Origin of the sequence: Arthrobacter gengyunqii, from assembly GCF_023022985.1 — a bacterium.
Lineage (GTDB): Bacteria > Actinomycetota > Actinomycetes > Actinomycetales > Micrococcaceae > Arthrobacter_B > Arthrobacter_B gengyunqii.
Genome location: NZ_CP095461.1, coordinates 1,688,429 through 1,711,311, shown reverse-complemented (window position 1 = coordinate 1,711,311; position 22,883 = coordinate 1,688,429). Strand labels below are relative to the sequence as shown.

The following is a 22,883-nucleotide window of genomic DNA, read 5'->3' as shown; positions in this document are numbered from 1 at the left end:
TCCTTTCAGTGGCAGCGTTCCTGCCGTTTACGTGCGGGAGCCGTATTCCTCGTCGGTGACCAGGTCTCCCCATTCCGATTCGGCGCCTTCCTCCGGCGCCTCCCACATGGCCAGATGCGTCATAAGAGTGTCGGGAGCGGCGCCGTGCCAGTGCCACTCCCCCGGCGGGGTGTAGACGGTGTCGCCGGGGCGCATCCGAATCACCTCGCCGCCGCGTGACTGGATCAGGCCGTAGCCCTCGGTCACGTGCACGGTCTGTCCGACGGCGTGCACATGCCAGGCGGTCCGGGCTCCGGGGGCGAAGTGGACGGAATTCACCCGCATGCGCGACGGCGCGGGTTGGGGTGCGGCGATGACTTCGAACCAAACGTCGCCGGTGAACATATCGGGCGGCCCTTTGATGCTCGGCTGCCGTGGTTCCAGTCTCATTGCTGCTCCCTGGTGGAGTCCCGGAGTGTTCCGTGTCCCGGAATGTGGTGGCCCGTAAAGGGGACCTTGGAAACGGGGTGAACGCCATCCGCGGGCGCCGTCGTGGGCCGTTTACGCTCTTTCGACGTTACAAGCGGGAGACCTCCCGCGGGAGGGTCGGAACGTCCACATCAACGTTCTGGGCCGAAAGTCTTTAGCCGCCCAGGCATCAGAAGTCCGGCTGATGCCGGCCACCACGCTCTGGTGAACAGGCCATCAGTCCCACTTGGCACAGCGTGTTCAACGGCAGATACCCGAGTCCAGCGCCGGCAGATGCATCTTGATATCGCAGTGGAAGACGTGGACGCAGCAACCGACGCAGCAGTAGTGTTGGGCGCAAAGCCCGCTGAACATCGGCCGGCTCCCGAACAGTGGCGGGTGCTCCTCGATCCCGCAGGCCATCCGTTCTCCCTTACTGCTGTTCGGCCCGACTGACCCGGCTCAGTTGGTTCCCCAATACGCGAAGGATGCCAACATGAGCGATCGCCTCAAAGACAAAGTTGCCCTCATCACCGGAGCCGCAAGCGGCATGGGCGCCTCGCACGCCCGCGCTTTCGTGCGCGAGGGCGCCAAGGTCATGATTGCGGATATCAACGACGACGCCGGGACCGCACTGGCCGCGGAACTGGGCGATGCAGCCCGCTACATCCATTTGAACGTCACCAGCGCCGAGGACTGGGCCACTGCCGTCGCCGCCACTTTGGAAGCCTTCGGCCGGCTCAATGTCCTTGTGAACAATGCCGGCATCCTGGACGGCGGGGCGCTCGGCCAGTATCCGGCGGAGCGCTGGCAGCGGGTCCTGGACATTAATCTCACCGGGCCGTTCCTGGGCATAACGGCGTCAGTAGAGGCGTTGAAGGCTTCCGCTCCGTCATCCATCATCAACATTTCCTCCACCGCCGGATTGGAAGGCATTGCCGGCATGCACGGATACACGGCGTCGAAGTTCGGCGTTCGGGGCCTCACCAAGTCGGCCGCCATGGAGCTGGCCGGCTCCCGCGTCCGGGTCAACTCGGTCCACCCAGGATCGATCCAGACCCCGATGACGGCGGTGATGGGCGAGCAGAAGCCGATCGACTTCACCGAAACCACGCTGACCCGCCCGGCTGCTCCCGAGGAAGTCACCAGCGTGGTCGTGTTCCTCGCCAGCGACGAATCCAGCTTCTGCACCGGAGCCGAGTTTGTCGTGGACGGCGGAATTACGGCCGGGAAGATCTACAACGTCTGACCGCTCCACGTTCAGCAGGCGGTGCTGCCTAGGCTCCGACGACCGGCTGCTGCAACTCAGTCACCCAGTCCGATTGGTCATCGGACACAGCGCGGACGTAGACCTCGCGGCACGGACCGGACGGAGCGAAGCCGCGGGCCATCATTTCGGTGTGGACGGACTGCCAGCTTTCTTGGATCCGGTCCATGGCGCCAAGATGCACACCGCAGATGGCGACCGGCACCCATGGCAAATCCACCACCTCCACGCCGTCGGGCACGGCCGCGGTGATGGCATACCCGGCAACGATGCGCAGGCCGTTATCGCCCGTCTCATACTGGGCAATCGGCTGGTCCAGGGAGACCCCGGCAGAGGTCAGCACCTCCCCGACCGCATCAAAAAGCGGGCCGACGACGCCGGCCACCTCCGGCTGTTCGGCAACCACGGCAGCGCGGGCTGCCAGGCGGACGGCGGGCAGGGATTTCTGAACGATCTCGATCTGTGACATGGCACGTTCCTTTTCAATGAGGTGGAGCCTGCGCTCGACGTCGACGAGCCGGGCAGAGGCCGTCCGCTGCTCGCGTTCCACCTCGGCTCGCCGGATGCGGAGCATATCCGCTATCCGGCCAGCGTCGACACCGGCGTCGAGGATGGAGGAGATGTCCTCCAGACCGAAGCCGAGCTGGCGAAGGGCGACAATCCGGTGCAGCTGTTCCAGCTCTGCCGGATCGTAGGAGCGGTACCCGCTGAACTCATCCACGTGGGCGGGCACGAGCAGCCCGGCTGTGTCCCAGTGCCGCAGCATGCGGTGGGTCACTTGGCCGATTTGCGCGAACGCTCCGATGGATAACATGTTTCAGTTCTCCCGTCTGCCACTGTGTCAGGGTCAAGTATCGCCTGTGAGCCGCCTTCGGCCGACCACCGGCGGGCACTGGCGGCTACTGGCGGTTCTGGCATACCGGCAGTCGGCCGAGCCAGGGTCCCGCTGAAACGTCGGCTGCGTATGCTTGGCGGCATGACGATTCCAGAGGTCCCTGCCCTCCCAACTTCGCAGCCCGCATCATGAGCGGGCGCATCGTCCTGTTCGGCGCCACGGGTTATACCGGCGGCCTGGTGCTGGACGCACTGCTGCGACGGGGTATGCGTCCGCTTCTGGCCGGGCGCAATACCGCCGCACTTTCCGGGTTGGCCCGGAAACACGCCGGCTTGGACTTCGCTGCTGCAGACGCAGGCGACGCGGGCAGCATCCGCCGGCTGCTGGAACAAGGCGATGTGCTGATCAGTACTGTGGGCCCCTTCGAGCGGTTCGGCCTGGGGGTTGCCGAAGCGGCTGTGCAGGCCGGCGCCCGCTACATCGACACCACGGGAGAGGTGGGATTTGTCCGCACGCTGCAGGACCGGTTCGGGCAGCAGGCGGAGAAAACCGGCGCAGTGCTGGTGCCTGCCTTCGGGTATGACTATGTCCCGGGAATCCTTGCCGGCGCCCTGGCAGCGCAGCAGGCGGGGGACGCCGGACGGAAGCTCGACGTCGGATACTTCACTTCGGGATCGCTGCGTCCTGGACTGAGCTACGGCACCCGCAGCACGCTGCGCGACGGACTGTTCCTGCCGGCGGTGCGCTTCGTGAACGGACGCATGGTCGAAGTGCGGACGGCGGCAGACGTCCATACTTTTCCGGTGATTGAAACGCGCCGGGGACATAAAACGGGATTGCTGGTCCCGGGCACGGAAGTTCTTTTCCTGCCCGATGCGTTTCCCCAACTGGACAGCGTATCGGTTTACAACGGCTGGTTTTCCCCGTTCAGCCGGGCCATAAGCCTGATGTCCGCAGCCTCCCCTGCCATTGCGCAGTCCGCCCGGGGCCGCCGCATCATGGAAAAACTGACGGCACCGATCGCCGGGAAACCGGGTGGACCGGACAGTGCCAGGCGGGCAAAAACCCGTACACAGGTGGTGGCCACCGTGACGGGAACGGACGGGGAACTGCTGTCCGCCGTACAGCTCACGGGCCCCAATGTGTACACGCTGACCGGCGAGCTGATTGCCTGGGGAGCTGAACAGCTGCGCGACCGTCAGGACCTGACCCCGGGTGTGGCCAGTCCCCTCAGCGCCTTCGGCATCGAGGGCCTGGCACGGGGATGCGCCGACGTCGGTCTGGTGCCTGTGGACAGGCGCCGAGCCTAGGGCTCCGCTGGCCACCTTGGGTTTCTGCTGAACCTGGACCTCCCTGAGCACGCGGCTACACCGAGCGGGTCTCTCCCGCCCGGTCGGCGAAGGCCGCCTCCAGGTTCCCTCTGAGCGCTTCCTCCACCCGGCGTCCCATGTCACCGATCTCCTCGCCGTCAGCCGCCACCATCCGGTCGTGCGGGGTCTCGAGCACCAGGGCATTCTGTCGGTGGATTTCTTCGCGCTGCGATTCGTTGACGGCGGTGGCGGCACAGTCGCGCAGGAGCCGCAGCACCGCGGTGAGCACAAGGGGCTCCGAATGGGCGAAACGGCGGATCGGTCCGCAGACAAGGTCCAGAAAATACCGGTAGTCCCGGCCCGTGGTCACCAGACGGAGCACGCCGTTCTCATCCCGGTGGGCCTCGGGACCCAGCCGGCGCCGCTGCAGATCCACCAGCAGGTCTGCGCAGTACCCGGTGGCGTGGGCCGCGGTGATGGGGTCATTGATACTGGGCGAAATGGCCTTCACGGCTATGTCGGTCAGTTGCCGCAGGCCCAGGGCGGCATCCTGTTCCGGCGTACGCTCGTAGCCGATGTCCAGGGCCTCTGCCAGGGACTTCTGCACGGCACTCAGCGGCACCGCCCCGCCGTCGTCGGCCCAGACCCGTGCCACCGGGGAGCCAACCGTAACGTGGTCACCCGGCTGAACCATGATCCGCATGGCCAGCCTCCGATCCTTCAGGACTTTCATCAGCGGCTGCTGGTCGATCCTCTGGATGATCCCGCTGCGCCCGCCGGGAACAAGTGTGCCTCCCGCAGGCTGGTCAAACTCCTGCACTTCACCTGTTTCGGACGCCGGATAGGTATCCCGAAGGACCGCCAGGCAGTCCTGGTGGGCGGTGCGCATCATGGTGTCCACCCGCAGGGACCGGGCAATGTGCCCGATAAACAGCAGCAGCACAATCCCGGAAGCAATCCCCAGCGCATACACCAGGCCAACCACCAGCACCGGCACAGGCCGGTTGGCATCCATCCCGTGCAGGCCGGTGATGCTAACCAGGAACGTCCCCAGCAGCACGCCCAGCACGGTCTGGGTGAGCGCGTCGCGGGCGAATTCCCTGAGCAGCCGGGGCGAGAACTGCTGCGAGGCCAGCTGGAGCGCCACCACCGTCAGGGAAAAGGTGACGGTCGCGGCCGTCATCACGCTGGTGGCGACGGTCTGCAGCAGGCTGGACGCGGCGTCGACGTCGGCGGGCCAGATCCACCGCGCCCAGGCCACGTCATCGCCCGGGCGCACCGGCATCAGCAGAAGGGTAAGGACCAGGGCCGCCAGCGAGGCGCAACTGGGCCAGAACCAGAGGGACGCCCGCAGATCCTCCCGGGAGACGCGGAACCGTGGCCGCGGTCCGTGCGGATCGCCGGCAACAGATGTTGAACCATGAACCATGGGAACCCCTCTGAACACGGAAAGTGAGCGTGGTCCAAGTCTGCCCGTAAGCCGGTACCGTTCCAATCACCTGCGCCGGCTCCATCGCGCTGCGCCTTACGATCGTGCGCACGCCATGGCGGCCCCGGACCCCGCTCCCAACCGGACATCGATCATGTACCCTCAGCGGCATGACGACACCCATGGTCTTTATCCTTTTCCCGGGGACTGCACGAGAAGCCCTGACCTTTTACGAGGGAGTGTTCGGCGGGGAGCTTTCCCTGCACACGAACGGGGACTTCGGCACCGGCGGCCCACCCGATGCCATCGCCCATGGTGTTCTTAACGGCATTGTCACGCTGGCCGGGGCAGACGCCGGCAGGCAGGAACAGAGCGTTCAGCTTGAGGGGTTGATGCTCTCACTGCTCGGGACTGCTGAGCCGGCACTCCTGCATGATTGGTTTGACCAACTGGCCGACACCGGCCGGATTGTGGACCCGCTGACCCCCAAGCCGTGGGGCGCCTCGGACGGCCAAGTAATTGACCGGTACGGCCTGCACTGGCTCATCGGGTATGAACCTGCCCATCACATCACCAAGAGCGCCAAAGAGCAGACGGCTCCATGAACCTGGACGAGAATCCTCAGCGCGCGTCGGAACTGTGCAGGGAGGCTCATGAGCGTCTCCTGCGCAGCGTGGACCAGCTGACGGACTCCGACGTCCGAGTTGCCAGCCGATGACCGGCGAATGCTCATGGCCTGGCTGTCCGGCCGCGGGCCCTTGGACCCGAAAACCGAGCTGGCTCCGTGGTAATGGTGGTGCTCTCTACTGCGCTGCCTGCCGGACACTGGCATAGAGGAGCATGTCCCGCCGCGTTCCGGCAATTTCCTGATGGCTGCGGAGCAGCCCCTCACAGGAGAAACCGGCGTTTTCCGCAGTGCGGACGGAGGCCGTGTTCCAGGGTTCGATATACAGCTCAATCCGGTGCAGGTCGGGAATGGTCCAGGCGAAATCCTGCAGCGCTTCCAACGCATCGGCGGCCACGCCGCGGCCGCGGGCGTCCGGGCTGACTGCATAGCCGGCCTGGGCGCGGCCCGCGCCCAACTCTCGGAGCCACAGTCCGATCTGACCCAGGCAATGATTGGTCGCGGCGTCGGCAATGGAGAAGGCCAACCCCGTTCCGCGGATGTGGTGCTGCCGCTGCCGTTCGACCCACGCGAGGGCTTCGTCCTGAGTCGCGTTGGCCGGCAGGGTTCCCACCGTGGGTACGTAGGGGTCGGTGGCAAGTTTCATCGCCATGGCGGCGTCCTCATCCTGAAACCGGCGAAGGATCACGTCCCCGTATGACGGGTCGATGGCCGGCCAGGGCGGAGTTTCCGGACTGATATTCATCCCGCCATTCTGACGGGTCGAAGCCCGGCTCCCTGAAACCGGCGGCCCGGTCGGCGCGGCAACCGCGCCGGACCCGGTTTAGCCTGCACTGCGATTAGCGGCCGAACAGTTTTCTGAGCCAGCCTGCACCGGACTTTTCCGCGGCCGGAGCCGCTTTCCCGGTCTTGGCTGTGGAACAGGTACAGCGATCGTTTTTTGCCACGCCGCGCATGACCTGATCCACGTGGTTTCCGCAACCCGCCCAGGTGGTTTTGCCGCACTTCCGGCAGGTGACTGCTCTGCACATTCTTGCCAACTCCAATTCGCTTGTTTCAGGACGCTGCGTCCCCCCACCAGCATGGCACATACCCCCTAGGGTATACAAAACGGAATCGCAGTCTTCCGCAAGTCACCTCACAGGCAGGGTGACGGAGAATGTGGAGCCCCGCCCGGGTTCGCTGATGAACGTGAGCTCGCCGCCGTGGTCCTCCACGATGTTCTTGGTAATCACCAAGCCCAGCCCAACGCCGGGAACCGCCGAAGCCACCGCCCTTCGGCTCCGGAAGAATTTAGTGAACACCTGCTCCCGCTCGGCCGGACTCATCCCGATACCGGTATCGGAAACAGTGAGACGGATCGATTCTCGTTCCTGCCGGAGATGGACGCTGACCGTGCCGCCGCCGGGCGAATATTTCACCGCGTTGGAGAGCAGGTTGTCGACCACCTGCGCCAGCCGCTGCGGATCCACCTCCGCTGTGAGGCACGCAGGAAGATCCTCTTCCAGCACCACCGCATTGGCCCGGGCCTTGGGCGTCACGGACATCAGGCCCGCGCGCACGATCTCGGCCAGGTTCACCGGCCGGCGTTCCATCTTCTTGCTCCCGGAGGCCACTGACAACAGATCGGAGACCAGGCTCAGCAGCCGTTCGGAATTGCGCAGCGCCACCCCCAGAGCGGTGCTGACATGCGGAGACAGGGTTTCGTCCTCGAGGGCAAGGTCGAGGTATCCCAGGATCGAGGTCAGCGGGGTGCGCAGCTCGTGGGAAACACTGGCCACAAACTCCTCCTGCGCCGCCACTGCTTGGACCAGCCGGGTGACGTCATTGAAGGCGAGCACCGATCCGGAGACAATGCCGTCGGTTCTGATCGGACGGGCCGAGATGTCGACGGCCATTTGTTTATCGCTGCCAGGGGCCAACCAAATCACTTCATTGGAGAAGGACTCCCCGTCAGCAGCCCGATGGAACGGCTGTTCCGGAGTTGGAACCAACGTCTCCCGGTCCGGCCGGTAAACCAACTGCTCCATCTCGGCAACGGAGGCATTTCCTACGGCCGCGCGCCAGACGGACGCCAGGTGGGCGTTGGTGAGAAGCACCTCCCCCTGTTCACCCAGGACAAGCAGCCCGACGTCGGCAGTGTCCAGGACGGTGGCCAGCAGGGCCTCACGCTTCCTACTCTCCGCCAGATTGGCCTCCAGAATGCGGTCCTTTTCCTCGAGTTCCCTTTGATTTTCCCGAAGTTCAGCCTCCACTGCGGCACGCGACGCTTCTGCAGCCTCCGCCTTACGCAGGGCGGCAATCAATTCCTGCTCATAGGATCGGCGCTCAGAGGCGTTAAAGACGGAAATGCGGTCCAGCCAGCCGTCGTCTCCCTCGGAGCGGACCCCGGAGAGAAGGGCAGGGATCCGTTTCCCGTCAGCGGAAAGCAGCTCCACTGCCATTTCGTTGAAACACCCGGATACGGCCAGCTGGGGCGCTGCATGGGAAGCGAAGAGAAACCGGTCCCCAACCGGCAGCAGGTCCACAATGTTGCCGCCGATCAGCCCGTCACGGGAATGCCCGGTCCAGGAGACCAATGTCCGGTTGACGTCCAGGATCGTGCCGTCTGTTGCCAGGACGAGATATCCGGACGCAGCAGCGTGGAAATGCGCCTCATAGCTGTTATCCACGAGGGTCGCTTTCGATGTAGGCCAGAATGGCCGACGCCGTTTGGCGAGGGGCGTTCAGATGCGGCATGTTCCCGCGGATGTCCAGTGGCATCAGCGTGCTGCCGGGCAGATGCTCGTGGAGGTAGCTGGAGGCGGCTTCCGGAGTCAACGGATCTGCCAGCGTTTGAAGGATCAGCGCCGGAGCGGACACCCGCTCCAGCAACGGCCGGACATCCGCCGCAAAGGACATCTGCAGAAAATCCCGGACGTATTCGGGCCGCAGCCGGCACATCCGTTCGGCCAGGTCCGCGCTCAGCCCGGAGCCGGGCTCAGTCCCGGTGATGCCCGGAGCCGCGGCAGCGGCCCACAACGGATAGTTGGCTTCGATGGCCCGCAGCACGTCCTCCACGTTTTCCGGTTCGAATCCGCCCTCGTATCCGTCATGGTTGAGATAACAGGCAGTGGCGCACAGCAGAACCAGCCGCCCGATCCGCCGGCTTTCCACGGATGCGGCCAAGGCCATCATGCCGGCGACGCTGTGACCCACCACCGTGGCGTTTTCCAGTTCCAGGGCGTCCAGGACCTCCAACAAGTCGCCCAGGTAGCCCGTCAGCGAGGAATATTTGTCCGGATCGTACGCGGCAGACACGGCCCCGCCGGTACCCACGTGATCCAGCAGCACAACCTTGTAGGCGTCAGTGAATTCGGGCAGGATCCGGTCCCAGATCACCTGGTCACAGCCGAACCCCTGCACCAGCACCAGTGCCGGCCCGTCCGAACGTCCCAGCACCCGCACGTTGTTTCTCCGCAGAACCATGTCCGGGCTCACGGAATTTCTTGCTGCCTTGATTATCCTGCACCTGATTCGAGTTGATTGTGACTATTCATACGACGCCTGCCATAGACAATGCCGCCGCGGGCAGCACCATCGTGATCAGTAGGCGGCTGCCTGCACCAGGATCAGTTGGAACCTCATGGATGTCCGGCGCAAAGCAGGCAAGGAACTCCGTCCCGGGCGATGACTTCGCCGGACGGAACATTCGCTTGAGGGCGGATCGGCTCATCGCTGCCGCGTAAGACGCCGGGGTCTTTGCAGGAACCGGAACTCGACACCGGCAGCCGGAACGGGTTTGGCATCCTGTTCATCGGAAGCGGTGGAACAAATGCGGGTTGATTTACGCATGGAAGTTGAGACCTTTTTGAGACAATGCCGATCACCGGTGAGATTCCAGTGACGGGGGCGCCAGAGAAAGCGTTTTTTGATTCCCGTCCGCAATCTAACAGAACATCCACGTCTGCAAAAATTCATGCACAGGCATATAAATGCCTGCAAGGGATAATTAGCCTTGTGGTTCCGCGGGGAGGGGTTCCGGGTCTCAAACGGAGCCTCCCCGCGCGGATGCCATATGTGACTAACGGCACCACAACCTGCAGGGGTCTCTACTTCCCGCAGGCCCTGATCGTCGCACGGCGGCCTCACGATCAGCTCAAGTTTTCCGCAAGATTGGCGAAGGTCCCCAGACACAGCGTGCCCTTCCTTCCGCCACGCCGTCTTTATCCACGCTCCGGCACGAGTTCCCCCAGAATCCGCCCCAACTCGGCACGATCGGCCGGCTCCAGCACGGAGAAGAACTCGTCAGCCTCACGCTTGCGGTCCGCCAGCACCTGCTTTCTCAGCTGCGCCCCTTCGTCAGTCAGGGACAGCAGCGTTGCCCGCCGGTCCGTCGGATGCGCCGCCCGTTCCACCAAACCCTTGGCAGCCAGCTGATCCACCACCTCGGTGGCCGACCGCGGTGCGATCCTCAGCCGCTCGGCAAGCTCCTTCAACCGCAGTCCCGGTTCGGTTTCCAAACCAGGCTCCGCTTTCACTCCCCCCTCCCCTTTCCCGCCCGGAGCGATCTCCCCCGCCCGCGCCACGACGTTCAGAGCACGAAACTGGTGCGGCGTCAGATCGAACGGGGCAAGCTGGAGCATCCAGCGCTTTCGAAGCCCGCGGAATGCGGCATGCATCAGGTCTCCCAGGGCCGCCGGATCGGCGGAGGTGTTAGTCATGCATCCAGTCTACCCATTTCGTGGTAACCACATAGTGAGGTAACCTCTGTATTGGCTGCCGCACAACACCGGCAGCATCAGGAGGACCTTTTGGCTATATCTGGAATCGAGAGCCCCGGCGTCGACGGCGGAGGCGGCCGCGGAGGCCGCGGACCGGCGAAGCTCAACCCGGCGGACAAAAAGCAGCTCAAACAACACCCCGTCTCACTCCCCCGCATTGCGGCCCTGTTCGCGCCGCACAAGACGACCATCGCCGTCGTCGTACTGCTGATCACTGCAGCTTCAGTGGTGGGCCTGGCCCAGCCGTTCCTGGTGCGTGCCGTCATTGACGATGCCCTGCCCAACGGCAACACCCGCCTGCTGGCCCAACTCACCGCCGCCATGGTGGGCGTCGCGGCCGTCACGTCGGCAATCGGGGTGGTGCAGACCTGGATGGCCACGGCCATGGGCCAGCGCGTCATGCATACCCTGCGCGTGAATCTCTTCACCCATCTCCAGGCCCAGTCGATGGGCTTCTTTACCCGCACCCGCGGCGGCGAAGTCCAATCCCGGCTCACGCACGACATCTCCGGCATGCAGTCAGTGGTCACCACCACCGCCACCGGTGTTGCCTCCAACCTCACGACGGCGATCGCCACCGCAGTGGCCATGGTGGCCCTCTCCCCCGGGCTGAGCCTGATCTCGCTGATCGTGCTGCCGCCGGCCATCTGGCTGTCCCGCCGCGTCGCGAAAATCCGGCGCGAGGTCACCGATGAACGCCAGCGCGAACTCGCTGCCCTGCACACGCAGGTGGAGGAAGGCCTCTCCGTTTCCGGCGTCCGGCTGGCCAAGACCCTGGGCACCATCCCTCGCGACGCCGAACGCTTCACCGCCCGGTCAGAGAAACTCGTGGGCCTGGAACTGCGCAGCCAGCTGGCCGGACGCTGGCGGATGGCCACCATGCAGATTGTCTTCGCGGCCATTCCCGCCGTCATCTACCTCGCCGCAGGCTTTCCTGCCACGAGTGGCGGGATGACCATCGGCACCCTGGTCGCGTTCACCGCACTGCAGGGCACCATCTTCCGGCCGGTAATGGGCCTGCTGAACATCGGGGTGCAGTGGGTGACCGCGCTGGCGTTCTTTTCCCGGATCTTCGAGTATCTGGATTTGGTTCCGGCCATCAAGGCGCCGGAGCATCCGGTCCGGTTGGACCCTTCCGCCGTGCGCGGCGACGTCCGGTTCGAGGGCGTGCGGTTTGCGTACGACGGCGGCACGGGGGAAGACACGGGGGAAGACACCGGGGACGGCACTGACGTTCTGCGCGGCATTGACCTGACGCTTGCGCCGGGCACCGCCACGGCCGTCGTTGGGGCCACAGGTTCCGGCAAGAGCACCCTGGCGTCGCTTCTGCCCCGGCTCAACGATGTCGGCTCCGGCCGGGTCACTATCGACGGCGTGGACCTGCGGGAGATTGCGCCCGGCGATCTTGCCCGGATTGTCGGCGTGGTGTCCCAGGAGACCTACCTGATCCATGCGTCCGTCCGGGAAAACCTGCTCCTGGCCGCTCCCGAAGCTACGGATGAGCAGCTCTGGCAAGCACTGGCGGCAGCCCAAATCGCGGACTCCATTGGTACCTTGCCCGAAGGGCTGGATACCCTGGTTGGCGCCCGCGGGCACCGTTTCTCCGGAGGCGAGCAACAGCGTCTGGCCATTGCCCGCACCATCCTGCGCAATCCGCCGGTACTGGTGCTGGACGAGGCCACCTCGGCGCTGGACAACACGACTGAGGCACAGGTGCAGGCAGCCCTGGAGCGGCTGGCCGCCGGACGGACCACGCTCACCATCGCGCACCGGCTGTCCACTGTGGAGAACGCGGACCAGGTGGTGGTGCTCGACGCCGGACGGATCGTTGAGCGCGGCACCCCGGCCGAGCTACGGGCGGCGGGCGGTGCGTATGCCAGGCTGGCCGCCCGGAGCGCTTCCAAACAGTACGCGGGCGTCCGGTAACGCTAGTCCTGCTGCAGCGATTGGAACCCTTCAATCAGCGTCCACGCAATGGAGGCGTATTCACGGATGTCCATGGATGGACTGATGAACTCTCCGTTGTGCGCCAGGAAGTTCCGAAGCAAGCGGAGCTGGCCGACGCTGTCAGCGATGTATCTGGGTGTGCCGGCATTCCGCAGTGCCCGGATCAGGTCAGAACCTTTCAATGACGCATTCGGTTCTTTCAGTTTCACCCACGCCTGCGCGGCAAACTCCACCTCGGAATAAGCTTCTTTGACGGCAGCCGCCGGGGAAACGAGATCTGCGATATCTTGCAGCCTATTGACCCACGCCGCCCATTGTGAGGTTCCGGCCTTCAGCGTGGCTTCACTGGAGTCTGCCTGCTTCATCCGCTCGATGGCATCAATCCAGTTGGCGGCCATCTCGGCGTACGCAACGGGCCGCCGGTCGGTTGACCCACGCGCTCCGGCCCCGGCCTGGTGCGTCAGCTCCCGCCGGACGCTTAAACCATGACCCTCCGGATTATCATGGTCACCGCTCTGGGCGACTTGTGGAGCCACCTCGCCGGCACTTCCGGCGGACGTTGAGGCGGACGCCCGGACACCCCACTTCGCGGAGGACGCCTCCGCGGCCCCTTCCGTCAGCGTCACGATGGTTTCCTCGACCTGCTCGCGGAAAAACTTGACGCCGCCCAGGGGTGAAGATACTTCCTTTAGCTCCGCTATCCGTTCTGATAGTGCCAGGACAAGGCTGATGACTGGTTTTCTGTAGAGAAAGAGAAGCACCACAACGGCCGCTGGCCATGCCAGCAACGACACCAGACTAGTGATGAAGACAAGCCATTCTGCGGTCATATCTTCGCCCCCTGCCTCGGTTATCCGGCGTCTGTGGCACTAACTGCCGCAAAGCCCGTATAACTGTCGACCGACTTAGCTTCCATTATCCTTTCCATCAGATGAATAAACAGGGTTTCGGGCTAAATCCGGGGGTTTTGTCTCACTGTTGAACGCATTCGCAACATCCAGAACAATTGCCGCTATGCCTGGCAGAGGCAAAACGGGTGCCCGGCCGGATCCAGGAAAACCCGGAAGCTCGTGCCGGGCTGGTGCGGATGCTTGGTGGCTCCGAGCTGCAGCACCGCAGCCTCGGCTTCATCCAGGTCATCCACATCCACGTCGATGTGCACCTGCTGCGGAATGTCCTGCTCCGGCCAGACCGGCGCCGTGTAATTCTCCACCTGCTGGAAACAATAGCGCTGTCCGGTGACATCGGTAATGTCAGTCCAGCCGCCGTCGAATTCATCCTGATGCAGGTTCACCTTCCAATCCAGCAATGCGCCGTAGAAGGCAGCGAGTGCCGCAGGGTCCGGGCAGTCAATGACAGTGGTGGGGGTGCGTGCGATAGCCATGGCAGGAAACATAAGCCTCCGGCCTGAATCTGGCAAGATAGACCCATGAAGACATCCCGCGCCGACACCGCTGCCGACGAAGGTTTCTTTCCCTGGCCGCGTGAGGTGCCCGCGGAATGGATCCTCCGGGCACATCCCATCATCCTTATGGTTTCAGCGTTGGTGCTGTTCCATCAGTTTGCTCCCCTGCCGAGCAGTCCCATGGGCTTCGTGAGCGAATTCTTTGTGCTGAGCACCGCTTTCTCGATGCTGTCATCCCGCGGCCGCAAGAGAAACCAGAACGCCAATGGTCCGGAAGCACCCCAGAGCGGCTCCGAGCGTCCTGCGGAGTAGGAGCGGCCGTCCTCCGGCGCCGAACTCCAAGCCCGGACAAAGAGCCACCCGAACAGAAGAGCAACCCGTAGATAGAACAAGCCGAGACAAAGCAAGCCGGACCCCGTAGGGTCCGGCTTGTTTGTTTGTCGAGGTGCTTCCTCTGTGTGAGAAGATGCTTGGCCTTAGCTCGCGTCTGCCAGGCTCTCCGGGCTGCGCAGCCGGGACAGGTATCCGGCAAACTGATGCAGCTCTTCTGCAGACCAGGAATCCAGGATGTGGCTGTCCAGCATGATGCCCGTTTGAACGGCACCCACCCGTTCCTCGGCGGCCGGTGCCAGCACGAGCACGCGGGCGCGGCCGTCCCGGGGGTCGGTCTGCACATCGATCAGTCCCAGTTCTTCGAGCTGGCGTGACTGCCTGCTGATGACGCTTTTGTCCACCATCAGCAGGTCAGCGGCTGCCCCGGAATGCAGAGGACCCTCCCGCTTGAGCAGCTGCAGCAATTTGAGGCCGAACAGGGGCAGGCTCGGGTCGATCCCCTTGGCGGCATCCCGCATGCGGCTTCGAACTGTCTCAGTGAGAAGCCTGAGGTTTTCCTCAACCTCATGCAGAGCCTTTGTCCGGCTCAGCTCCTGGGCTGTCACTTCGACTGACGCTCCGGATTCGCCGTCCTGATCGGCGAGACCGGATCCACGAGAGCCACGGCACCCGTCGCCACATCGGCCAGGGCGAGCTCGGCTGCTGAGGGAGCAGGTTCGGAATCCTGCTTGGCGGGAGCCGCGGCAGCAGCGGCCTTCTTCAGCTGCACGGCATTCTGCCGTCCGAGCTTGGCGTTCGGAATAAAGATCACGGCGAGCAGCGTGATGGCGGCCAGCGGAACGCTGTAGAGGAAGACCGAGCCGACGCCTACGCCGTAGGCGCTTTCCACCAGGACGGCAATGGCGTCCGGCAGCTCAGACACCTTGGGAATGGTTCCGCTGCCCAGTGCAACGGCGGCAGCAGCCTGATCAGCCGGTGCCAGCGCACCGATGCCGTCCTTGATTTCGGACGACACAATGGTTCCCAGCACCGAGCCGAGGACTGAGACACCGACAGTTCCGCCGAGACTGCGGAAGAAGGTGACAGCACTGGTGGCCACGCCGAGGTTCTTGACCTCAATGGAGTTCTGGACCACCAGCACCAGGTTCTGCATGAGCATGCCCAGGCCTGCGCCCAGCACTGCCATGTAGATGCCCACCAGCACCAGGTTGGTGTCATAAGCCAGGGTGCTCAGCAGGACGGAGCCCACCAGAGTGAGCACAGCACCGGAAATCATGACGGCCTTCCACTTGCCGGTGCGGCTGATGACCGTACCGAAGAGGGTGGAAGAGATCAGGAGGCCGGCCATCATGGGGATGGTGAGCAGGCCCGACTCTGTGGGTGTGGCACCGCGGGCCAGCTGCATGTACTGGGCCAGGAACACGGAGGTGCCGAACATGGAGACACCCACGGAGATGCTTGCCACGACGGACAGGGTGAAGGTGCGGTTCTTGAACATCGTGAGCGGGATGATCGGCTCGGGGGACTTGAATTCCACCAGCACAGCGGCAACCAGCAGCAGCGCGGAACCCGCAACCATCAGGAAGGAGGCCAGTGACATCCAGCCGAACTGGGTTCCTGCCAGCGTTACCCAGATCATCAGCAGCGACACACCGCCGGCGATGAGCACGGCGCCGAGGTAGTCGATGTGAACCTTGCGCTTGGGGTGCGTGGGCAGGTGCAGCGTGCGCTGCAGCAGAATGATCGCGGCAATCGCCACCGGAAGCGCAATGAAGAAGTTCCAGCGCCAACCAAAGGCATCGGTCACGAGGCCTCCGAGGAGAGGGCCGCCCACAGTTCCCACTGCCATCACGGCACCGAAGAGACCGGCGTACTTGCCGCGGTCACGCGGGCTGATGATGTCGGCCATGATGATTTGGCTCAGTGCGGCCAAACCGCCGGCACCCAGCCCCTGCAGCACGCGGAAGGCAATGAGGGTGTTGGTGTCCTGGGAGAAACCGGCCAGCGCCGAACCCAGCACAAAGATGCCGAGCGCGAGCTGGATGAGCAGCTTGCGGTTGAAAAGGTCGGCAAACTTGCCCCACAGCGGCGTGGACACGGTGGTGGCCAGCAGGGTTCCCGTCACCACCCAGGTGTAGGCGGACTGGTTGCCGTCAAGGTCCGAGATGATGAGCGGCAGCGAGGTGGACACCACCGTGCCGGCCAGAATCGAGACGAACATGCCGAGCAGGAGTCCGGACAGCGATTCCAGCACCTGCTTATGGGTCATGCTGCCGTCAGGCGAAACCGTGCGCTTGGGCGCTTTCGTTTTCCCCGCTTTTTTTGTCGGCGTGGTGATGGGGGGACGCTCTTCGGGGGACATCAGGCTCCTGCTAGTAGTTGATTTAGGTCAACTATATAAGTAATTGCCCATAGTCAACTAATTTTGTGGTGCAGGACACCAAACTTGGTGAAAAGCGACGACGGCAAAAAACGACGACGACGGCCAAGCCGCCGTCGTCGTCGTTATTGAGCGCCGGGTGCGCTTAGACCGTGGCCGTAGCGAAGTCGTAGTCCAGACGCGGCAGGCGGGGGAACCAGGCGTTCTCGCCGGGCTTGCCGATGTTGACCACCATGAACGTCCGCCGGTTCTTTCCGGCATGGAATTCGGCGTCGATTCCGGCGGCGTCAAAGGCACCCATGGGGCCGGCAGCCAGCCCAACGGAGCGAACGGCCATGATGAAGTAGGCCGCCTGCATGTGGCCGTTGTTGTTGCCCATCACCGCACGGAGCTCATCCTTGCCGTCAAACATCGCCTTCCGCTCAGCAGCATGCGGGAAGAACACGGGGAACTGCTCGTGCCACTCGGTATCAAAGCTCAGTACAGCCACCATCGGAGCCGCAGCCGTCTTAGCCTGGTTTCCCTCGGCCATGTGCCGCACCAGCTTGTCCCGCGCCTCAGCCGACTTCACCCATGTGATGCGCATAGGCTGGATGTTCATGGAGGTAGGCCCGAATTTCGTCAGTTCATAAATGGCTCGCAGCTGCTCGTCCGTGACGGGCTCTTCGGTGAAGGCATTCGCCGTCCGTGCTTCGGTGAAGAGCGTGTCGAGGCTGGTGCGGTCCAGAACGTATTCGGGAACAAGATTTTCGCTGCTGATGTCTGTACTCATGTGGGAAGAAACCTTTGCCTGGAAATCATATGAACAGTCCATACAAACGCATTGGTCCCTGTTCTATTCCTTCGGCCACCACGTCCCGTGTCATGCTGCGTCATCCCGCTGCGCCAGGACACTTTTTTGCCCGCCGCACACCCCGCACTAACCTCGGGGCTCGGCAGGAGGGGCACCGGTCGGAGTAAAATGGAACCAGCGCCAGGCTCGCGGATGCGGCGGCTCCGTCCGTACGGTTCAGCTGTATCCGCGCATTCAGGTTTGTTCGCCGCCACTCTCCCGGTGAACCGTTGAGACAATCGTCCCGCCGACTTATTCGGGCCTGCGGGGCATTTGAGCCGGGCCTTCAGCTTCTGCCGGAGGTGCCAATTGTCATTTTCCAAGGGCCAGGTTTTGGTCCATCCCCATCACGGCCCAGCAGTGGTCAGCTCTTTCCAAACCCACCCGCGGCTGCAGAAAGACTGCATGGTTCTTGAGGTGCAGGCCTCCCACCTGATGGTGTGGGTTCCATTGGACCAGATTGAACGTGTCGGCCTGCGGCCCGTCCTGAATCAAAGCGGTCTGGACACGCTGTTCTCGGTTCTTCGGAGCCCAGCCGATGAAGAGGACCATCAGTGGTCCCGGCGGTTCAAGGACAATACCGAGAAGCTGGCCACGGGCGACCCCCTGGTGATTGCCGCCGTCGTGCGAAATCTGATGCTGCGCAGCAACCTGAACGGGCTCTCCCAAGCCGAACGGGAGATGCTTCGGCATGCACGCCAGCCGCTGTTGACCGAGGTGTCCCTGGCCCTGAATATTTCGGAGCAGGCAGCCTCGGACATGATCGACGCCGTGTGGTGCGCTGCCCCTGAACCTGAAGCGTCCCCGTTTTAGGGGTGCGCGGTCTCGTCCGCGGCCTGGTCTGCCTGCACCTGAGCCGCGGCGCGGTTGGCGGCCACTGCCGGCAAGCACCTCGAGGGCATGGTCCCGGTTGGGTTCCAACCTGCGGCCGGTCCAGAGCGTGGCCACGTAGTCCAGCTGCGTGCAGGCGAGTGTTCCACGGACGTGGTAGATCTGGGCTGGGTCACAGCCAGCGTCCCGTGGAACGGCGTTCATTCTCCCCCGGCCGGCCTGCATTCTGCGGCGGGAACGTCTACAATTTAAAGATAGGTTGTGTCCATGTCGGACCCTCCGGCCCTATTCGATCTGTCCCCTGTTCCACCTTGGTGATGCAAGTGCCTGTCGTGCGTGCTGATTCCTCCTTCTCGAGGTCCGTAGCACCCGTTCGCCGACCTTCCCCCCTGCCTTCCCGCGGCCTGCTGATTGAGTGGGATCCCGCGACCTTTCGGCAAACGCTCGAGCGGTTTGCCGACCAGCCGGTCAGAGTCCCCCATCCGGAAAACGAAACCGGCTCTCCGTTTCCTTTCCGCCTCCAGGTCTTGGACGCGTGTGTTCCGCCGCCGATCATGCTGCACCCGCATTGGGAGCAGGCGCTGACGGGTTTCGTACGGGAACAGGCCCGGGGCGTGCCGCTGAACGCTGGAAACCGTAACTACAAGGACAGCAGCCCTAAGTATGAGATCGCGGTAGCCCTCACTCCCCTGCGCGTGCTTGCCGGGGAACGGAGCACCGAGGAGCTTCAGGCCATCGCATCCGGGTTGGAATTGCCCTGGCTGCGTTCCTACCTTTCCTTCCGCCATGAGACCGCCATCCACTCCATATTCCGCATGTCGCCTCACGAAACCACGGCTGCACTGCGGGAAACAGTCGAAGCCGTGGACCGAATCCGGCCCAGTGACGGACCGGCCGCCGAGGCGGCCGCAGCAGTACGCCGGCTGCAGCAGCTTTTCCCACACGACCGGGGCATCCTGCTGGCCATCTGCATGAAACTGATCGAGCTGGATCCCGGGCAGGCAACCGTAATCCCTCCCGGGTGCCTGCATACCTATCTGTCCGGCCAGGCCGTGGTCGTTACTGGTGTCTCCGATAATGCGCTGCACGCCGGCTTGACCAAAGAGCACGTGGATCTCTACGAACTGCAGCAGCTGACGTGCACCGAACAATCCCAGCCTTCTGCCCTTCCTGTGTTCGAGGTTGGCGAGGGCGAGCAGCGCATTCCGCTGTGGAGCGAGGATCTGGACCTGCGGCGGGTGGTCGTAGACGAGGATCCAAAGCCCGTCCGGGTGGGACCCTTCAGCGTGCTGCTGGCAGCGACGGATCCCGTTTCTGTCACCGTGGATGAGGTCACGGCGGATATGGAGCCGGAAGCAAAGATCTTGTATGCCGGGGAGCCCGTGACGGCCACCCTCGCCGGCCCGGCCCAGATCTTCGTGGCCTCGACGCTCTAGCGGCTCTCCACCTACGCCCGCGGCGTCGCTGACGAGCTCACCCCAGGGAGTGGGACCGAGAGACGCCAAAGGGCCGGCCGGAGCAGATGCTCCGGCCGGCCCTTTGTGCTGCCGCAGTCGACTTAGACCGCAGCTGCGATCTTCATGCCGTGCATGTTCACCAGCAGGTCGCGTGTCGCCTGCACCTGGGTGCGGGCCGTTTCGTCATCCCAGCCCAGCTGCGGAGCCAGCAGGTCTGCCAGCTCGTTGAGCATTTCCTCGGTCACTAGGCCGCGGAAAGCCAGCGACGTGCGGCGGATAAGGATGTCGGACAGACGGGTAATCTGCTCGTTTTCCACCATGTAGGTCAGCTCGCGGGTGCTCAGCTCGGGGGTGGAGGCCAACAGCTGGTCCCCGCCCTGGGCCAGGAACTCGAGGACGTCGGTGGCGCGGGTGCCGTAGCGGGTCAGCAGCACGCGGACGCGGTCGCGGTCCGCAACCTCGCTGGCGGTGCGGTTCACCCACAGGCGTTCCTCGGCCTCGGTGCGCGGGAAACCCTTGCCGCCGCCGATCGCCAGTTCCGACGTCGTCGTCTTGCGCGGCATGCCCAGAGCGGTCATGGCCTCGGAGGCCAGGTTCTCGGACAGGGCGCGGAACGTGGTCCACTTGCCGCCCACGAGGGACAGGGTGGTGACATTCTTGTCTCCGCGCTTGTCGCTGCGCTTCTCGATGCGGTAGTCGCGGGAAACGAAGCCCGGCTGCGTGTCATCGTGCTTGGGCAGCGGACGGACGCCGGAGAAGGTGTAGACGATGTGGTCGCGGCGCACGTCGATGCTCGGGAACACATGGGCGACGAGCTCGAAGAAGTACTCGATCTCCTCGTCGGTGCAGATGGAGTCCTCGGTGATGTCGGCATCGATGTCCGTGGTGCCCACCAGCACGCGGTCACCCATCGGGTAGATGAGGACGATGCGGCCGTCGGTGTGCTCAAAGAACAGTTCGCGGCCGTTGCAGGCCTCGAGCAGCTCCGGGTGGTCCAGGACGATGTGTGAGCCCTTGGTGCCGCCCATGAAGGAGGTGCGCTTGCCGAAGGAGTCGTTGGTCTCGTCCACCCAGGCACCGGTGGCGTTGATGACGACGTCGGCTTCGAACAGGAATTCTTCACCGGTCAGTTCGTCGCGCAGCAGCGTGCCGGCGTCCGTGGTGCCCACGGCGGAGACGTAGTTGCTGGCGCGGGACTGCTTGTTGGCTTCGAGGCCGTCGCGCAGTACATCCAGGGTCAGGCGCTCGGGGTTGTGGACCGAAGCGTCGAAGTACGTGGCGGTGTATTTAACGTCGGAGCGCAGCTTGGGCAGTTCCTGCAGGGACTTCTTCTTGCCGACAAAGTTGTGGCGCGGGGCAACACGGCCGCCGCGGGAGAAGAAGTCATACATCAGCAGACCGGCTTTGATGAGCACGGCGCCGCGCTCGGTGTGCTTGCCCTGCTTGTGCGTCAGGAAGCGCAGCGGGGCTGCGGTGATGCCCGAGAAGGTGCTGGTGATCGGGATGGTGGTCTGCAGCGGCTTCACGTAGTGCGGGGCCAGTCGGAGCAGCGCATTGCGCTCGACGACGGACTCGTGCACGAGACGGAACTCGCCGTTTTCCAGGTAGCGGATGCCGCCGTGGATCATGTGCGATGAGGCGCCCGAGGCGCCCTGGCAGTAGTCCCCGCGTTCCACGAGGGCTACGTCCACGCCCTGCAGCGACAGGTCACGGAATGTGCCTACGCCATTGATGCCACCGCCGACGATCAGCACTGAGGCCCGGGGGCGGTCCTTCAACTGCTGAACCACCGGACGGGCGGCGGTCTTTCCCTTAGCGGGATTCACGGAATTGTCCACGACTATCTCCAAACGCTTCTGTGGCGGCTTTGCCATATCCATCCATGCTCGAAGCCCGAGGGCTGCTGAATCGACCCGATGCACAAACGTGCACCCTGCCATAATGGATATATGAGGATCTCTGCGGTTTGGATGGACTACAAGTGAACATTGGTGTCACCAACCGATCCGCCGCAAGGCCCGGAGAACCTTCCGCCCCTCCGGAGAAGGAGGGCCGTGACCGGGACGCCCTGCGGGCGGCGCAGATGTACTACCTGCAGAACCTGACGATGGAGGCGATCGCCCGCGAGCTGCGGATCTCACGTTCCACGGTTTCGCGCCTGCTCGCCCATGCCCGCAGCACCGGACTGGTGGAAATCAAGATCAAGAGCGCTGCGGACCGGGCTCCGGCACTGGAGAGGGAGATCAGTTCACGCTTCGGCATCCACGCCAAGGTGGTGCCGGTGGTGGAGGGTGTCTCCCCTGCCCAAACCCTGCAGCGCGTTGCCGTTCAGGCGGCCCATCTCATCAATCCCCTGATCGATTCGGACGCCATCGTGGGCGTCGCGTGGGGTTCCACGCTGACGGCGGTCAGCCAGCACCTGTCCATCAAGGACACACATGACAGCACAATTGTGCAGATGAACGGTGCCGGCAATTTCCGCACGTCGGGCATCACCTACGCCAGTGAAATCCTGCAGCGGTTCGGCCATGCCTACGGCGCACGCGTGGTGCAGTTCCCGGTGCCGGCGTTTTTCGACCACACGGAAACCAAGGAAGCCATGTGGCGGGAACGCCCGGTGAAGCGGGTGCTGGACCTGCAGGCCAGGATGAACACCGCCATCTTCGGCGTCGGGTCCATGGAGGCGGGTGTTCCCAGCCATGTCTACAACGGTGCCTACCTCGATGAAGAAGATCTCGAGGATTTGCTGGCCGAAGGTGTGGTGGGTGACGTCGCCACCATGTTCTACCGCGCCGACGGGACCTGGGATGGAATTAGCCTCAATGCCCGCAGCACCGGACCGGAACTGGGCCAGTTGCGGCAGGTCCCGCGCCGCATCTGCGTGGTTGCAGGTGAAGCCAAGACCACCAGCCTGCTGGGTGCGCTGCGGGCTGGCCTGGTGACGGACCTGATCCTGGATGAGAACTCCGCGCGCCGGCTGGCTTCCTGCTGACCGAGTGTTCGCTCAGGGAGGCAGCTGCCC

General features: G+C 64.0%; 23 protein-coding genes. 9 read left to right on the top strand and 14 right to left on the bottom strand.

What is annotated here, in order from left to right:
- Positions 1-27 precede the first annotated feature (27 nt).
- Positions 28-429 (bottom strand): (R)-mandelonitrile lyase, encoded by a 402-nt coding sequence (locus MUG94_RS07820; RefSeq protein ID WP_227908726.1) that lies wholly within the window; start codon positions 427-429, stop codon positions 28-30.
- 102 nt (positions 430-531) lie between these two features.
- Here MUG94_RS07820 and MUG94_RS17210 point away from each other — a divergent pair, with 102 nt between their 5' ends.
- Both MUG94_RS17210 and MUG94_RS07810 read left to right on the top strand, forming a co-directional pair.
- Positions 532-903 carry a VOC family protein gene (locus MUG94_RS17210; protein WP_227908724.1) on the top strand — a complete coding sequence of 124 codons (372 nt, stop codon included), beginning with the start codon at positions 532-534 and terminating at the stop codon, positions 901-903.
- A 40-nt stretch (positions 904-943) separates the two neighbouring features.
- On the top strand, positions 944-1,696 hold the full coding sequence (locus MUG94_RS07810) for a glucose 1-dehydrogenase (protein ID WP_227908722.1): 753 nt from the start codon (positions 944-946) through the stop codon (positions 1,694-1,696).
- A gap of 28 nt (positions 1,697-1,724) precedes the next feature.
- Here the strand turns inward: MUG94_RS07810 and MUG94_RS07805 are convergent, their stop codons facing one another.
- Positions 1,725-2,528, bottom strand: a complete 804-nt coding sequence (locus MUG94_RS07805; RefSeq protein ID WP_227908720.1) for a MerR family transcriptional regulator — start codon at positions 2,526-2,528, stop codon at positions 1,725-1,727.
- A 209-nt stretch (positions 2,529-2,737) separates the two neighbouring features.
- Between MUG94_RS07805 and MUG94_RS07800 the strand changes: the two genes are divergently transcribed.
- A complete protein-coding gene (locus MUG94_RS07800; protein ID WP_227908718.1) occupies positions 2,738-3,859 on the top strand; it encodes a saccharopine dehydrogenase family protein in 1,122 nt (373 codons plus the stop codon).
- A gap of 55 nt (positions 3,860-3,914) precedes the next feature.
- Here MUG94_RS07800 and MUG94_RS07795 read toward each other — a convergent pair whose 3' ends face one another.
- The gene (locus tag MUG94_RS07795) at positions 3,915-5,288 is read right to left on the bottom strand and encodes a DUF2254 domain-containing protein (RefSeq protein ID WP_227908716.1); all 1,374 of its coding nucleotides are present in this window, start codon (positions 5,286-5,288) and stop codon (positions 3,915-3,917) included.
- 170 nt (positions 5,289-5,458) lie between these two features.
- On the opposite strand from MUG94_RS07795, the gene MUG94_RS07790 reads away from it, so the two are divergent.
- Positions 5,459-5,893 carry a VOC family protein gene (locus tag MUG94_RS07790; RefSeq protein WP_227908715.1) on the top strand — a complete coding sequence of 145 codons (435 nt, stop codon included), beginning with the start codon at positions 5,459-5,461 and terminating at the stop codon, positions 5,891-5,893.
- A 198-nt stretch (positions 5,894-6,091) separates the two neighbouring features.
- Here the strand turns inward: MUG94_RS07790 and MUG94_RS07785 are convergent, their stop codons facing one another.
- From MUG94_RS07785 to MUG94_RS07765, 5 genes are all read right to left on the bottom strand, one after another.
- Positions 6,092-6,658, bottom strand: a complete 567-nt coding sequence (locus tag MUG94_RS07785; RefSeq protein ID WP_227908713.1) for a GNAT family N-acetyltransferase — start codon at positions 6,656-6,658, stop codon at positions 6,092-6,094.
- Positions 6,659-6,752: 94 nt separating this feature from the next.
- Positions 6,753-6,944, bottom strand: a complete 192-nt coding sequence (locus tag MUG94_RS17375; RefSeq protein ID WP_227908786.1) for a DUF8730 family Cys-rich protein — start codon at positions 6,942-6,944, stop codon at positions 6,753-6,755.
- Between the two features lie 102 nt (positions 6,945-7,046).
- Positions 7,047-8,585, bottom strand: a complete 1,539-nt coding sequence (locus MUG94_RS07775; RefSeq protein WP_227908712.1) for a PAS domain-containing sensor histidine kinase — start codon at positions 8,583-8,585, stop codon at positions 7,047-7,049.
- Positions 8,578-9,393, bottom strand: coding sequence for an alpha/beta fold hydrolase (locus tag MUG94_RS07770; protein ID WP_227908710.1), 816 nt, complete (start codon positions 9,391-9,393; stop codon positions 8,578-8,580). The genes MUG94_RS07775 and MUG94_RS07770 overlap by 8 nt, the downstream gene beginning before the upstream one ends.
- A gap of 725 nt (positions 9,394-10,118) precedes the next feature.
- The gene (locus tag MUG94_RS07765; protein ID WP_227908709.1) at positions 10,119-10,616 is read right to left on the bottom strand and encodes a MarR family winged helix-turn-helix transcriptional regulator; all 498 of its coding nucleotides are present in this window, start codon (positions 10,614-10,616) and stop codon (positions 10,119-10,121) included.
- 96 nt (positions 10,617-10,712) lie between these two features.
- Between MUG94_RS07765 and MUG94_RS07760 the strand changes: the two genes are divergently transcribed.
- On the top strand, positions 10,713-12,602 hold the full coding sequence (locus MUG94_RS07760) for an ABC transporter ATP-binding protein (protein WP_227908785.1): 1,890 nt from the start codon (positions 10,713-10,715) through the stop codon (positions 12,600-12,602).
- A 2-nt stretch (positions 12,603-12,604) separates the two neighbouring features.
- Here MUG94_RS07760 and MUG94_RS07755 read toward each other — a convergent pair whose 3' ends face one another.
- Both MUG94_RS07755 and MUG94_RS07750 read right to left on the bottom strand, forming a co-directional pair.
- A complete protein-coding gene (locus MUG94_RS07755) occupies positions 12,605-13,453 on the bottom strand; it encodes an SPFH domain-containing protein (protein WP_227908706.1) in 849 nt (282 codons plus the stop codon).
- A 182-nt stretch (positions 13,454-13,635) separates the two neighbouring features.
- On the bottom strand, positions 13,636-14,007 hold the full coding sequence (locus MUG94_RS07750) for a VOC family protein (protein ID WP_227908704.1): 372 nt from the start codon (positions 14,005-14,007) through the stop codon (positions 13,636-13,638).
- 45 nt (positions 14,008-14,052) lie between these two features.
- On the opposite strand from MUG94_RS07750, the gene MUG94_RS07745 reads away from it, so the two are divergent.
- Positions 14,053-14,340, top strand: a complete 288-nt coding sequence (locus tag MUG94_RS07745; RefSeq protein WP_227889573.1) for a hypothetical protein — start codon at positions 14,053-14,055, stop codon at positions 14,338-14,340.
- A 164-nt stretch (positions 14,341-14,504) separates the two neighbouring features.
- Here the strand turns inward: MUG94_RS07745 and MUG94_RS07740 are convergent, their stop codons facing one another.
- The 3 genes from MUG94_RS07740 to MUG94_RS07730 form a co-directional block, all read right to left on the bottom strand.
- Positions 14,505-14,966 (bottom strand): MarR family winged helix-turn-helix transcriptional regulator, encoded by a 462-nt coding sequence (locus MUG94_RS07740; RefSeq protein ID WP_227908703.1) that lies wholly within the window; start codon positions 14,964-14,966, stop codon positions 14,505-14,507.
- On the bottom strand, positions 14,963-16,630 hold the full coding sequence (locus MUG94_RS07735) for an MDR family MFS transporter (RefSeq protein ID WP_227908701.1): 1,668 nt from the start codon (positions 16,628-16,630) through the stop codon (positions 14,963-14,965). Before MUG94_RS07735 ends, MUG94_RS07740 begins: the two co-directional genes overlap by 4 nt.
- Before the next feature lie 256 nt (positions 16,631-16,886).
- Positions 16,887-17,513, bottom strand: coding sequence for a malonic semialdehyde reductase (locus tag MUG94_RS07730; protein ID WP_227889570.1), 627 nt, complete (start codon positions 17,511-17,513; stop codon positions 16,887-16,889).
- A gap of 333 nt (positions 17,514-17,846) precedes the next feature.
- Between MUG94_RS07730 and MUG94_RS07725 the strand changes: the two genes are divergently transcribed.
- Complete coding sequence (locus MUG94_RS07725; RefSeq protein WP_341481623.1) at positions 17,847-18,386, top strand: CarD family transcriptional regulator; 540 nt, start codon at positions 17,847-17,849, stop codon at positions 18,384-18,386.
- 572 nt (positions 18,387-18,958) lie between these two features.
- Positions 18,959-19,840 (top strand): cupin domain-containing protein, encoded by an 882-nt coding sequence (locus MUG94_RS07720; protein ID WP_341482173.1) that lies wholly within the window; start codon positions 18,959-18,961, stop codon positions 19,838-19,840.
- 122 nt (positions 19,841-19,962) lie between these two features.
- Here the strand turns inward: MUG94_RS07720 and MUG94_RS07715 are convergent, their stop codons facing one another.
- Positions 19,963-21,735, bottom strand: coding sequence for a glycerol-3-phosphate dehydrogenase/oxidase (locus MUG94_RS07715; RefSeq protein WP_227889561.1), 1,773 nt, complete (start codon positions 21,733-21,735; stop codon positions 19,963-19,965).
- 194 nt (positions 21,736-21,929) lie between these two features.
- Here MUG94_RS07715 and MUG94_RS07710 point away from each other — a divergent pair, with 194 nt between their 5' ends.
- Positions 21,930-22,853: a sugar-binding transcriptional regulator gene (locus tag MUG94_RS07710; RefSeq protein WP_269438496.1), complete on the top strand. Its 924-nt coding sequence runs from the start codon at positions 21,930-21,932 to the stop codon at positions 22,851-22,853.
- Positions 22,854-22,883 lie beyond the last annotated feature (30 nt).